11 protein-coding genes are annotated in these 13,480 nt (G+C 57.5%); 7 read left to right on the top strand and 4 right to left on the bottom strand.

Annotated elements, in window-relative coordinates:
* The first annotated feature begins 1 nt into the window (after position 1).
* The gene (locus GOV79_RS12070) at positions 2-259 is read left to right on the top strand and encodes a DUF4242 domain-containing protein (protein ID WP_170789958.1); all 258 of its coding nucleotides are present in this window, start codon (positions 2-4) and stop codon (positions 257-259) included.
* 91 nt (positions 260-350) lie between these two features.
* The gene (locus tag GOV79_RS12065; RefSeq protein ID WP_170789957.1) at positions 351-1,766 is read left to right on the top strand and encodes an FAD-binding oxidoreductase; all 1,416 of its coding nucleotides are present in this window, start codon (positions 351-353) and stop codon (positions 1,764-1,766) included.
* Between the two features lie 9 nt (positions 1,767-1,775).
* On the opposite strand, the gene GOV79_RS12060 is transcribed toward GOV79_RS12065, so the two are convergent.
* Complete coding sequence (locus GOV79_RS12060) at positions 1,776-2,507, bottom strand: response regulator transcription factor (RefSeq protein ID WP_170789956.1); 732 nt, start codon at positions 2,505-2,507, stop codon at positions 1,776-1,778.
* Positions 2,504-3,694, bottom strand: a complete 1,191-nt coding sequence (locus GOV79_RS12055; RefSeq protein ID WP_170789955.1) for a GAF domain-containing sensor histidine kinase — start codon at positions 3,692-3,694, stop codon at positions 2,504-2,506. Before GOV79_RS12055 ends, GOV79_RS12060 begins: the two co-directional genes overlap by 4 nt.
* Positions 3,695-3,918: 224 nt before the next feature.
* Here GOV79_RS12055 and GOV79_RS12050 point away from each other — a divergent pair, with 224 nt between their 5' ends.
* The 5 genes from GOV79_RS12050 to GOV79_RS12030 are packed head-to-tail and all read left to right on the top strand — an operon-like array spanning position 3,919 to position 9,207.
* Entirely contained in the window at positions 3,919-4,932 is a 1,014-nt protein-coding gene (locus GOV79_RS12050; RefSeq protein WP_170789954.1) for an ABC transporter substrate-binding protein, read from the top strand.
* A gap of 3 nt (positions 4,933-4,935) precedes the next feature.
* Positions 4,936-6,408 (top strand): sugar ABC transporter ATP-binding protein, encoded by a 1,473-nt coding sequence (locus GOV79_RS12045; RefSeq protein WP_170789953.1) that lies wholly within the window; start codon positions 4,936-4,938, stop codon positions 6,406-6,408.
* A complete protein-coding gene (locus tag GOV79_RS12040) occupies positions 6,405-7,331 on the top strand; it encodes an ABC transporter permease (protein WP_170773368.1) in 927 nt (308 codons plus the stop codon). The genes GOV79_RS12045 and GOV79_RS12040 overlap by 4 nt, the downstream gene beginning before the upstream one ends.
* The gene (locus GOV79_RS12035) at positions 7,328-8,305 is read left to right on the top strand and encodes an ABC transporter permease (RefSeq protein WP_331252565.1); all 978 of its coding nucleotides are present in this window, start codon (positions 7,328-7,330) and stop codon (positions 8,303-8,305) included. Before GOV79_RS12040 ends, GOV79_RS12035 begins: the two co-directional genes overlap by 4 nt.
* Positions 8,302-9,207: an SMP-30/gluconolactonase/LRE family protein gene (locus GOV79_RS12030; RefSeq protein WP_170789952.1), complete on the top strand. Its 906-nt coding sequence runs from the start codon at positions 8,302-8,304 to the stop codon at positions 9,205-9,207. The genes GOV79_RS12035 and GOV79_RS12030 overlap by 4 nt, the downstream gene beginning before the upstream one ends.
* A gap of 13 nt (positions 9,208-9,220) precedes the next feature.
* On the opposite strand, the gene GOV79_RS12025 is transcribed toward GOV79_RS12030, so the two are convergent.
* Both GOV79_RS12025 and GOV79_RS12020 read right to left on the bottom strand, forming a co-directional pair.
* Positions 9,221-11,911 carry a DUF6493 family protein gene (locus GOV79_RS12025; RefSeq protein WP_170789951.1) on the bottom strand — a complete coding sequence of 897 codons (2,691 nt, stop codon included), beginning with the start codon at positions 11,909-11,911 and terminating at the stop codon, positions 9,221-9,223.
* Positions 11,908-13,242 (bottom strand): SWIM zinc finger family protein, encoded by a 1,335-nt coding sequence (locus GOV79_RS12020; protein WP_170789950.1) that lies wholly within the window; start codon positions 13,240-13,242, stop codon positions 11,908-11,910. Before GOV79_RS12020 ends, GOV79_RS12025 begins: the two co-directional genes overlap by 4 nt.
* Positions 13,243-13,480 lie beyond the last annotated feature (238 nt).

The following is a 13,480-nucleotide window of genomic DNA, read 5'->3' as shown; positions in this document are numbered from 1 at the left end:
TATGCCAAGGTATATTATTGAACGCCAATTCGCCGAACAGGTAAACCTGACCGAAGGCGACAAAGCACATATTAAAGAAATAAATGACGAAGAAGGGATCGAATGGATCTTTTCTTTCCTCAGCGCGGACAAGCGCAAGACTTATTGCCTGTACGAGGCCCCTGACGAAGAAAGCCTGAAACAGGCCGCCAAACGGCTGAATATTCCGGCTGATGTGATCACTCCGGTGGATCGCATCGACCCCGGCGTTTTTGCCTGAGTTCTCGCAAACTATAAAAGGCGCGTACCCGCCGGACAACAGGCGGGGCACAGGGGCAAGAAACCTTCCTTGAACCAGGAAGGAATTTAAGATGTTTGACGTCAAGACATTGGACGGCAGCGCCGCTCGGATCGATCGCGCTGCCTTGGACACTTTGGACGCAACGCTGCGCGGCGGCGTCCATTTGCCCGGCAGTCCCGAGTATGATCAGGCCCGCACAACCTGGAATAGCATCGTGGAGCGGCACCCAAGTTTCGTGATCCGCGCGCTTGGGTCCAGTGACGTGCAAAAAGCGGTGAATTTCGTGCGCGAGGCCGGGTTGACCATGTCCATTCGGTCGGGTGGTCACCAGATCGCGGGCCATGCTGTCGCCGACGATGCGGTTATGTTGGACCTGTCGCAGATGCGTTCGGTACATGTGGACCCGGTCAACCGAACTGCGCGCGTAGAACCCGGCGCCGTATTGGGCGATGTCGACCGCGAGACACAAGCCCATGCGCTGGCGGTGCCATTGGGCATCAACTCGACCACCGGAACGGCTGGTTTGACACTGGGTGGCGGCTTTGGCTGGATCACGCGGAAATTCGGGATGACCATCGACAACCTGATCTCTGCCCAAGTTGTAACCGCCGACGGCGAAATCGTCACCGCATCTGCCAAAAGCCACCCTGACCTGTTCTGGGCCCTGCGGGGCGGAGGTGGCAACTTTGGCGTCGTCACATCGTTCGAATTCCAACTGCATCCGCTGGGCCCCGATGTCTTGTCAGGTTTGGTCGTTCACCCGATCGAAGCGGCCCCCGACCTACTGCCGGAATACGTGAAAATCGCGGATTCCGCGCCGGATGAACTGACGGTCTGGACCGTGATGCGCAAGGCCCCGCCTCTGCCCTTCTTGCCCGAAGAATGGCATGGGCGCGAGGTTTTAATCTTTGCCGCGTGTTATGCCGGACCAATGGCCGATGGCGAAAAAGCTATGGCCGGCTTGCGCGGTCTTGGTGATCCGATTGCAGATGTCATCTCGCCCCATGCATTCGTGGACTGGCAAGCGGCCTTTGATGGGCTTCTGACGCCCGGCGCGCGCAATTACTGGAAAAGCCACGATTTCAGCACGCTGACATCCCACGCGACATCCGACCTGCTTGCCGCAATCGCCACGCTACCTGATCCGGCTTGCGAAGTGTTCATCGCACATGTAGGCGGTGCCATGGCGCGGGTACCCGCGGATGCAACGGCCTATCCCGAGCGCAGCGCTCATTTCATCATGAACGTTCACACCCGATGGGAAGATCCCTCAAAAGACGCTGCCTGCATCAGTTGGGCGCGGGCGTTGTACGATCAGATGGCACCTCACGCCACAGGCAGCGCCTATGTGAACTTCATGCCCGAAGATGAGGCCAATCACATGGCTGGAGCCTATGGTTCCAATGGCGCTAAACTGGGTCAGATCAAAGGACAATACGACCCGCAGAACCTGTTTCGGATCAACCACAATATCGTGCCAACCTGAGCGCAGATTTCAGAGCGACAAGGCCGAGCGCGCCAGCCACGCGCTCAGGTCCTTTTCAGCAGCAACGATGGCTTCGTTGTTCAAAATCTGCGAGGTCATCGCCTTGGACACGGCGCGCACGCGTTTGTTGATCGCAATATCTCCGGCTTCGATCAGCAAGTCGTTGACGTCCAGTTTTTCGTAGATCGACAGCAAACGGTTCTGGATAGTGCGCAGCGCCAGTTTTCTGCGCACGGCAATGGCCTTGTCTGGAAGACCTAGCGCAAGATCGGTCAGGATCGCCAGTTCGACCTCGGTCAGCGCCTCGCCCGACCGGCTTTGATCCCGCTGAATTTGGTGAATCTCACGGTCGACCATGATCTGGGCTTCCAGCAGGACTGCCCTTAACGCCAAATGCATGCGCGATGGACTGGCGGTTTTCAGAACATAGCCATACGCAGCCTCTTTCGGGACGATCCGGGCGATGCCGCGCAGATACGCTTCGTCTGAATAGTTCGACCAGAACAAGATGCGCGTTTCCGGTCGCTCGGACCAAATGGTGCGGGCCGCCTCGATCCCGTTGCGCTCTTTCATGCGCAGGTCCATGACGATGGCGTCGACACCATCTTCTCGGGCCTTGACCTCACCCTCGCGCCCGTTAGAGGCTAGGCTGATTTCCGACGCTTCGGGCAAAGCCTCCAGTACCAACTCTTTGAGGTAGTTGGCGTGCATGGCATCATCTTCGACCAGAAGAACCTTCATGCCACTTCCTCTCTGCCGCGGCACTCCGACACCGGCAGCCTGACACTAATCTCAGTCCCTTCGGCGTAGCGGATGTCAAATTGTGCCGCGATCAACCGGGCACGCGTTCGCATATGGGTCAAACCGCCCGAGACTTTCCCAGTTTCGATCGCTGCTGAGCTGGCCCCATCGTCACGCACTGATAGATGCAGCCCATCCCGGCATTCGATCTCGACCAAAATGGACGAGGCCTGAGCGTGGCGTACTGCATTATTGATTGCCTCCTGCGCGATACGAAAGAGCGCAATCCGTTTGGTCTGTGGCAGATCATCGATCAGCCCGTCGGACAGGTCGCGCACGTCAATGTCGATCTCCTGATCCGTTCCGACCGCGCGCTCAAGATGCGTGCGCACGGCGTGTTGAAATCCAAAAAGTTCCAAAAGGGACGGGATAGAGGTGTCGATAATCTCGCGCAATCCCTGGATGCAGGTTTGCATCGACCCGCGCACAGCTTCGATATCTTTCTGAGTTTTGCAGCGCTCAAGCTCTCGGCTGATCCGGGTCATATCGGCCAGCGTCTGGTCGTGCAGATCCATGCCGATCCTCTGCCGCTCAAGCTCAAGCGCGTCGGTCAGGCTTAGTGCGCCCAGACGTAACCCTTCTTCGCGCGCCTGCAATTCCGCGCGCATGATCGCTTCGCGCCGCGATTGTTCATTGGCCCGTAACGCATAGAAATAGGGGGCAAGAATATCGGCAATGTTGCGAACCTGTTCGACCGCCTGATCGTCATAGAAATCCAGCTTCTGCGACGAGCAGTTCAAGGCACCGATCGTGCGACCCAGCACTTTCATCGCCACGTTAACGCGACTGCGCATCTGATGTTTGATGATCGGCTCGCAATCGGCCCCTTCGAACACATATCGCGGGTCTTCCAGCGCGTTGCCGGTCAACATGCTGTCGCATTCCCCCCGCAGGATATCGCGCACCGGAGAAACCTCGACAGGCGCGCGCGTGCGGCTCCAACTGGTGCGCAGGCCGACCTCGTAGCTGGTGTTCCAGTTTCCCTTGTCATCGACCAGACACACATCCAGATGATCAACCTGCAAAATGCGGTCGATCTCGGACTTGACCGAGCGCAAAGCGGACTTGATGTCGAGGTTGCCTGCCAGGTGATTGGAAATCCGCAGGTAATAGGCAAGATCGGCCATGGACGCACTTTCGAAAAACCGGTCCGCGGCGACCGGCACAACACAGTATAGAAGTCCGACCCCACCCTGTCATGCGGATCACCGCAATAGTTTTGCGGGAACCCGCAATCTTTGCGCGCATCCTACTCTTACACTTTTGCCCATTGCGCGGAATCCTCTCGCTGCCTGCCGGATTGAGCGGGCCCGATGAACGTGCGGCGGAGGGGCCGCCCAGGGAGGAAACTATGACACTCAAGGCAATCATGCTCGGCGCTGTCGCCGGCATTACCGTATTGGCGGCCACCGGTGCCACCGCAGACACATCCGACAAACGCATCGCGCTGTCCAACAACTATGCCGGAAACTCGTGGCGTCAGGCCATGCTGGAAAGTTGGCAGAAGAATGGGGACGCAGCCGTTGCCGAGGGCCTGGTTGCCGCAGCGGATGCCTTCACCACCTCTGAAAATCAGGCGACCGAACAGGCCGCCCAAATCCAGAACATGATCCTGCAGGGCTATGACGCCATCGTCATCAACGCGGCCTCGCCCACGGCAATCAACGGCGCGGTCAAAGCCGCTTGCGACGCGGGCATCACCGTTGTCTCATTTGACGGGATCGTGCAGGAGCCCTGCGCATGGCGCATCGCCGTCGACTTCCAACAGATGGGCCGCGAACAAGTGAAATACCTGGCACAGCGCTATCCCGATGGCGGCAACCTTTTGGAAATCCGTGGGCTGGCCGGTGTCTTCGTCGATGATGAAATCAGCGCGGGTATTCATGACGAGGTAAAGAACTCCAACTTTGAGATCGTAGGTTCGGTTCATGGCGACTGGGCGCAGGACGTTGCGCAAAAGGCCGTTGCGGGCATTCTGCCAAGCCTGCCGGAAATCGTCGGTGTCGTGACCCAAGGTGGTGACGGCTATGGCGCCGCACAGGCCATTGGAGCCACCGACCGCTCGATGCCAACCATCGTCATGGGCAACCGTCAGGACGAATTGCAGTGGTGGGCCGACGAAAAAGCCGCCAACGGGTATGAAACCACGTCGCTGTCGATTGCTCCGGGCGTCAGCACGCTTGCTTTCTGGGTCGCGCAGCAGATTCTGGACGGAAACGACGTGCCCAAGGACCTGACCGTGCCTTTCCTGACCATCACTCAGGACGAATTGGAAGAGTCGCTGAAAACCACGCCCAAAGGGTCGGTCGCCAACGTTGAATATACGTTGGATCAGGCCAAAAACGTGATTTCGTCGGCTCAGTAGTCAATGAGCGATTTACACACGATACCCGGCGCAGTTTCTGCGCCGGTTGTCTCTCTGGACGCGGCCCATATGTCTTTTGGGCCCGTTCACGCGTTGCGCGCAGCGACGCTGGAAATTGCCGCGGGCGAGTGTATCGGATTGGTCGGCCACAATGGCGCGGGCAAGTCGACACTGGCCAATGTAATCAACGGGCGGCTGTCCCCCACTCAGGGCGCTGTGACCTACCGCGCCGGGGATGCCACGTTGACCAATGGACAAAAAGCGCAGGCATCCGGCGTGCGCAGCGTGTTTCAGGAATTGTCGCTTTGCCCGAACCTGACCGTGCTGGAAAACCTACGCATTCCATTTCGCACCATGCCACGCAAGAATTGGCGACGCGTGGCGCGGCAGAAAATGCAGGACGCGCTGGATCTGGTTTTTCCCGGCCACGGCATCAAACCAAGTGCCACTGTCGGCAACCTGACCATTGCCGAACGCCAGATGGTCGAAATTGCCATTGCCTTCGCAGACCGCGACAGCGAACCCAGCCTTGTTATTTTGGATGAGCCGACCTCATCACTTGATGCGGCCATCGCGCAGCAGTTGCTGGATCATATCAAACGTTTTTGCACCGAGGGTGGCGCGGTTCTGTTCATCTCGCACATGATGGGTGAGATTTTCGATGTGTCGACCCGGATCGTGATCATGAAGGATGGTCAGATCGTGGATGACCAACCGGCCCGAAATTTCACCCGCGAAAGCATTGTGGACGCTATGGGCCACGTGGCACCAGACGACACCCATACCAGCGAAACCTGCGCCACCAAAACGCTGGGTGCCGAGGTTGTGCGCGCCGAGAATGGCCTGAACGCCCGTCAAGGCGAGATCGTGGGCTTGGCCGGGCTGGCCGGTCATGGTCAGGCCGAGGCCCTCGCACAGATCTTTTTCGACCATTCATCGGTCTGGAAATCCTCGGGTGATCCCGAGGTGGTCTTCGTCGCGGGTGACCGTACCCGGGACGGGGTTATGCCGCTTTGGTCGATCCTCAGAAACTTGTCTTTGACCACCCTGTCCGAATTCAGCAGCCGAATTTTGGTGGATCGCGGAAAGGAATCCGATCTGGTTCAGAACTGGAAACAGAGGATTGGAATTCGCACCGACAACGTATCGAACCCCATCCTGTCTCTGTCCGGGGGGAACCAGCAAAAAGTTTTGTTCGCACGGGCATTGGCCTCATCAGCGCCGATTGTGGTGATGGACGACCCCATGCGCGGTGTCGATGTGGGCACCAAGAAGGAAGTCTATCAAATGATCCGCGACGAAGCCGCCAAGGGACGCAGTTTCTTGTGGTACTCCACCGAGACGGACGAGATTCTAGAATGCGACCGGGTGTTTGTCTTCCGCACCGGACACATTGCAGCGGAACTCAGCGGGGATGAGATCACCGAAGAGAACATTCTTGCCGCCTCATTCGAAATGCAGGAGGCCGCAGAATGACCGGGGATCGTCTGCGTCTCGCCCTGCCCGTTTTGTCGCTGGCCGTGCTTTTGGGGGCTGTCTTCTACCTGCAACCGCGCGCGATGAGTTATTTCGGTCTGAACCTGCTGTTCAATCTGGCGATTCCGGTCGCCTTAGCGACCATCGCCCAGATGATGATCATCATGGTCAACGATATCGACCTGTCGATTGGTACATTTGTCAGCTTCTGCGCCTGCGTGACTGCTACGTTCGTTCACGACACACCACTGATCGGCTATGCCATCCTGGCGACGGCTATTCTGGCTTATGCTTGTTTGGGCGCGCTGATCCAATTCCGAGGGTTGCCTGCCATTGTCGTAACTTTGGGTATGTCTTTTGTCTGGGGCGGGCTGGCCGTTTTGATCCTGCCTTCGCCCGGTGGCGCATCGCCGGAATGGCTCAAGACGTTGATGAGTTACAAGACACCTCTGGTCCCCATTGCTGTGGTCGCACCTTTAGTTATTGCATTGGTGGTACACCTGCTGATCAAACGATCCTGGGTCGGCGTGATCCTGCAAGGGGTCGGCGGCAATGACCGCGCGATGGAGCGCGCAGGGTGGTCTCTGGTCAAACTGCGCGCGTCCGCCTATGGGCTGGCCGGGTTGTTCGGCGTTCTGGCCGGAATGTGCCTTGTCGGTCTGACAACAGCGGCAGATGCCAACATTGCGCTGCGATACACTCTGCTGTCCATTGCCGGTGTCATTCTGGGCGGGGGCGAGTTTGTCGGTGGACGCATCTCTCCGTTTGGGGCGGTGATCGGCGCGCTTACCCTGACCCTTGCAGCCAGTTTCCTGTCCTTCTTGCGCCTGTCGCCTGACTGGCAGATCGGAGCGCAAGGGGCGATCCTGATCCTTGTTCTGGCGGTGCGGCTGCTCTTCGTTCGGAAGGAGGCTGCGGCGTGACCGATAATACCTCATCCACCGAAGGGCCCGTGAATCCTGTACGGATCTTGTTCTCAAAACCCTGGATCTGGGCCTTTGTGGCCGCCGCCCTGACTTTTGCGGCAACCAGTCTGATCGCCGGTTCCGGTGCTGGGTCGCTGTTCTATGCCGCCCTGACATTTGCTGCTTTTTCCGCCATCGTCGGGATCGGGCAGATGCTGGTGATCACCTTGGGTCCCGGCAATGTCGACCTTTCGATCCCCGCATCAATGACATTGTCGGCGACGCTGGCCCTGAAGTTCATGGACTCGGAAACCGCGCTGATCATACCCGGTCTATTGGTTGCAATCGGCGTCGGCATTGGCTGCGGCCTGGTGAATTTCGCCTTGATCCTGTTGCTGCGTATTCCACCAATCATCGCGACCCTGTCTGCCTCTTTCCTCTATCAATCACTGGCCATCTGGTCGAACCGAGGGCTGCGTATCAAACCGCCTGAGCCGCTGGCCGATTTCGCAACCGGTGGCGTGATTGGAATTCCCAACGTCGCCGTGATCGGTATCCTTCTGGCGATTTGCGCTTGGGTACTTTTGGAACGGTCGATCGCGGGACGGTGGATATCGGCCATCGGCCAGAACCTGCGCGCTGCCCGACTCAGCGGAGTTCCTGTCAACGCGGTCCGCTTTGGCGTCTATGTCAATTCGGCTGTCTGTGCTGCGCTGGCGGGGTTTCTTCTGGCCAGCTTTTCGGGGGGTGCAAACCTGAATATGGGGACTGAATACATGTTGATGTCCATTGCGGTCGTCGTGATCGGCGGATCTTCCATTGGTGGCGGCAATTCCAACGTGCCCGGTATCTGGGGCGCCGCTTTGTTTATGTTTCTCATCGTCTCAATGCTGAACTCCTACGGTTTGGGGGCTGGCGTCCGGCTTATTTTGACCGGGCTTGTCATCGTCGGAGTCGTCGCATTGGCCAGCCGTAAAGGATATGACGTATGATTTTTTCGCAGACCTACGACATCATCCGGCCCGAGTTCCGCGATCTGATCCATAGCAATATGGGCCTTGCGCGCCTCTCATCGGGGCACCGCTGGACAGAAGGGCCGGTCTGGTTTCCCGCACATAACCTGTTGCTGTTTTCAGATATACCCCATGCCCGCATCTACCAATGGACCGAAGGTGGTGGGGCAAGTGTGTATCGTCAGCAGTCCGAATATTCTAATGGCAACACCCGCGATCCAAACGGTCGCCTTGTTACTTGCCACCATGGAAGCCGCTCGGTTGTGCGCACGGAACATGACGGCACACGGCAGGTGATTGCCGAAAGTTACATGGGCAAGCGCCTGAATTCTCCTAACGACGTGGTGGTTCGCTCGGACGGGTCCATCTGGTTCACGGACCCGACCTATGGCATTCTGTCCGATCTGGAAGGGCATCAGGCCACCCCGGAACAAGAGGGCAGCTTTGTCTATCGCGCCAGCCCGGATGGGCAGGCACTTTCGGCGGTTGTCACCGATTTCGTTCAGCCCAACGGACTTGCCTTTTCGGTCGACGAAAACCGGCTCTATATTGCGGAGTCAGGCAGCAGCCACGACCCTGAAGTTCCTTCAGTGCTACGAGCGTTCGACGTAGACACGGATGGCAGTCTGAGCGGCGGTCAGGAGTTTGCAACCATCGACAACGGATTGCCGGATGGGTTGCGGGTGGATCGCTACGACAATATCTGGTGCTCGGCAGCAGACGGGGTGCATGTCTTTTCGAAGGCAGGAGATTTGCTGGGTAAGATCCTAGTGCCCGAAACGGTTGCGAACCTAACATTCGGGGGCACGCGCGGGAACATGCTGTTCATCACGGCCTCGACCTCTGTCTATTCGATCTTCGTCAATTCCGCCGCGGCCTGACGGGCTCAAGGCCCTATAGGCTATGAAGCTTCAACAGTTTCTTTGCAAACTTACCGGTCTTTCCGCCAGCTTTGATCGCCGCCAAAGCTGCTGTAGACTTTGGTGCTGTCAAACCAGACCCTGACAGCACACAAAGCTCATGGAGCAGTTCCAGAATTCCACCCAAATCGCGCGGAAGCGTGTCGGGCAAGTCATACAGCATCGCTGACAAAGCTTTTTGAATCTCATGCGCGTGCATTTTGGATAGCTCAGGGACTTGCGCCATGCGTTTGGTCCAGCGCCGCAGGGGGAGCGCTCCGAAAAAGACCAACTCGCGCGCGGCGTCGGCAAATTCTTCGGATTGAAATCTGCCCTGCGCAATCAAGGTTGCGATTGCGTCACCGGCGGTCATTCCGATACTTTCATCCGCACTTGCCAAATACCACGCCAACATCGCATGGGCCATTTTACCCGGCTGCAATCCGGGGCGAAAAAACGGGTCCAGATAGGTCAGGCAATGGTGCCGTGTCAGCTTTTGATCCAGTTCCAGATCGAAAATACCGGCAACGAAATACAACTCTGGCTGCGTAGGGTTTATCAATACTGCCCACGGGTTCAGTCCTAGCAGCCAGCTGGCACCAGGATCGCTTCCATAGCTGTGTTCGAGTTTTGCAGGCAGGGAAAAACCCAAACTCGGATCAACATCACCCGGTATTTGCGGTAAAATAGAAACGCTGGGCTGCGGCCAGAAATATTCGTCAATACGCCGGATTTTGGCCGTGAAACGATACTCTGCAGGAGTACCCAGACCGGGAATAATACCCCCAACCAAACGCTGGATATTGGGGTCGGCCTCAATCGGTCGGCGCCCCTGCCAGGCCATAGCCCAGAGTTGGCAATCTGTCTCAGGCCTGAACTCACCGCCCAAGGCATATCCCAACGCACGCTCTGCTTCGGTCTGCGGGTTTAGAGCCGCCAACGCCTTTTCGCGCCCTTCCGACCCCAGCCGCAGGATCGCAAGCCTGAAATCCATGGCACCCGGCCGAACGCCCAGGCCACGGTAACGTTCCAGCCTGTCAATCAAAGGCAATGGGTCAACACATCCGCGATTGTCGGAAGGGGCCGAGAGCATCGGAACCGAATGGCCCGCCTGAACGAAAGACAACAGCTCTTTGGCGCGCGCCGCGAATATCCCTTCGAAACTATGGGGCGAAATACCCAAGGGTTGGTGACCGGAATATCGTGGCTCTAGATAGGGTTGCAGTTCGGCATCGAAATCGGACCCGTTGGCCCAGCTCAATCCCGCAACCGAAATAGGTCGCTGAAAATACTTACCCGGACTAAAACCGCCCTCGAGATCGCGCGTTCTGATCTGATTTGCCCGCTTTTTTAGAGGGCCAAGTAGCGGGGCAGCCTCGGCTCCGAACCGCGCTATTCCATCAAATGCCTGCTCGATCAGGAAGGGGTCATGGCAATCCTCCAGGAGGGCCAGATATGCCGAAACCGCCTCATCTACGGAGGAAACAGGCTCAAACGGCTCAGGTCTAGGAACGGGAAAGTCGGTGATTTCCGCTTTGGCCAAAGGTGCGGTGTCAGCAAGCCGCGCGCGGACCGTCGGCGTCACCACATCCAGATAGTCCGCCATCGCCGTCTGAACCCCGGCATTATGCATCTGACCGAGGCTTTCTATCAGATCCACCGCCCGCGTTTGCACATCCCCAACCTCTGATATCAAAGACGAGGTGGCGGTTTCGGCAATTTCGGCCACCCTATCCGGAGTGCGTTTGGCGCAGGATTTCAATAGACCTAACGCATTCAAAGCCGTCGATTTCTGGCGGCTTTGCAAAGCAGGTTCAATCGCGTCGAGCAGGGCTTTGGCGTCAAGTTCACCACATTTGTCGGCGCGCTTGAGCGCCTTGACCGCAATCGCCACTGTCGGGGGAACCGCACTATTGAGGAGGCCGAGGTACTGATCCACGCGCTCAACGATTTCAGCATCGCTCGGTTCTAGCGCTGTATGAAACCGCGAGTACCAACCCGCGCGAAACTGCGCAAAATCCCGCTTCAGGGCCTCTAGTGAGCTATCCAACAAGCGCTGTCGGTCCAGGTCACCGATTTCGCTCAGAGCTCGCAAAACATCCGCCCATCCTGCGCGGGGTCCTGAATATTTGTCATGCGCAGCAAGACTGAGATCACCACCGCCTTCAACCTCGAAGAACCGCCAGACATCCTGAGACAAAAACTGATCCCGCGCGTTGTCGGGAACGCCCGCCTGAATGGCGTAGTAGCCAAGAATATAGGCGTCCGTCTGAGGGATTGAGCACAACCCCTTTTGGTTCAACAAATGTACCGCGTCGATCAGGCGGGGATTGTCTTCAACCGCAGCCTCGGCCCAGGCGTCGATCCAACTGAGCTTAAGCTGCGCAAACACTTCGTCCAAAGGAAGGGATTGCGGCAAGATACGCCAATCCCCACAGGCATATTCCGAGGGTCTGGCGGTGGCAATCACGGCGATCCCCAATGCTTCGCCGTCTTTGGCAAATGCTTTGAGCGGCTTTTGGCCTTTCATCTGCGCTTCCCACCAGACCTTTTCATAAGCTTTTTGCGTCTTCAGCGCATGCCGGGCAAATGGCCTTCGATCCGCCTCCGACATCTTTGCGAGGGCCTTTAGAACATAGCGCGCAGTGCGCGTTGTAATCAGGGTCAGAAACTCCTGTTCAATCACGCTTGGCGCTCCATCATCAGTTCGACGGCTAAAATGTGTTTGCAGGGACCACGCGTATGGCCATTGGCAGCAAACCACGGGCATGTGCAGCTGTGCCCGTCCTCGGCAAAGCGAACCCGATGCGTAACATCGCCACTTTTCACATCCGCATAGTTTTGGGACAAAGCGACCGCTCCGTTGTCCGCCAGGTTTGCGGCGGCTTTCAGCCTTGGATTCAAAGATCTGACGCGCTCGAAGCCAAAGGGGAGTTCTCGGTGAAACCAGGTTTGCGACCAAAGATCATAACCTACACGACCCAACGCAGCCAATTGGCACAGCGCGATGTGCACCTCGTGCGGTGAGGCGTTGATGAGGGGTGCCAGGATATTGGGATCAAGCCGGTCCTGCCAGTTCAATTGCGCGGTTACTGCAGCCGTTTTCTCGGCCTCGGTCGTGAGTTCAGAGAGCAACTGCCCGTCGCCTGAAAACCCGCGCCAAGGATCTGCATTCAAGACCAGACACAAACGCTGCCCAGCAAAATCCAAAACCCAGGCCGAACTTTTCAGACCTTCGTTGACAAAAACACGCAGTATCTTCGCCTTGGGAGCCAGAGACAGCAACACGTTTAACCGATGACCACCGCGCAACGGCACGCTACCCAGCGAAGCTCGGGTTGTTGCTCTGACCCGTTGCCCCTGAGCCGATACCCAAACCAGATGATCCGATTTCGATCGCGGCAACCTGCGCAAAAATTTCTGTGCTGGTGTCGGGGCCAATGAAAGAGCGGGTACCATACCAGCCATATGGCTCTGCACCTCGGCAAATCCCTTCAACCAGCGCAAGGGAAGCGGTACTTTTCGTTCGACGAGTCGGTTTTCATCATGTGTCAGGGCCACGGCTTTGGGCCCAATCGAGATCTGCAACTGGCTGTCGGGCGAAACCTGGGCCAGCATAGCCCTCAAGTTGGGGCCAAAATCCACATTGGTTGTCCCTGTGCGACGCTGTTCGGCGTCTAGCGCGGCCTCATCTATGTCCAGACGGGCATAGGTGCTGCAACAAGCTGAAAACCCCTCAAACCGCACGGTTTCGTGCCCTACTGTGACCACTGGGTCCGCTTCGCGCAGAATCCGGGCCAGCATCGCGGGTGGGACGTAAAAGCGGCTGCCGACGATATCGGAAACCGCGCGCAAAGACCTAGCCGTGATCAGAGGGTGTTTGGCGTGTGCGATCAGGAAATCCTGAGAAGCATCTGGATCGGACTGATCAGCCACCAGACTCAGCTTCTGCTGAGATGACATTCCGGTCAGAGATGACCGGCCCGCATAGTGATACGTGTAGTCGAGTTCTCTCATCTCCGTATACCGGAACTTAAAAACTAATCAATTTGTTCCGATTCATCGTAGACGCCGATTGCACCGCTATTCAACTGACCGAAACGGCCCGAGGGCGTCGTGAGACATTATCGCCGCAATTCCGGAATTGTCAGGGGAGCAACGGCGTCTGATCCGCGGCGGTCCGATCATTCCCATCACTGTGTGTTTGATGTTGCTTTTGCGGCAGTGTTCCGCTCTATCTCGCAACCCATGCATT

It is taken from the genome of Ruegeria lacuscaerulensis (assembly GCF_013034745.1).
In the GTDB taxonomy this organism is placed as follows: Bacteria; Pseudomonadota; Alphaproteobacteria; order Rhodobacterales; family Rhodobacteraceae; genus Ruegeria; species Ruegeria lacuscaerulensis_B.
This window is presented reverse-complemented; position numbering and strand designations above follow the sequence as displayed.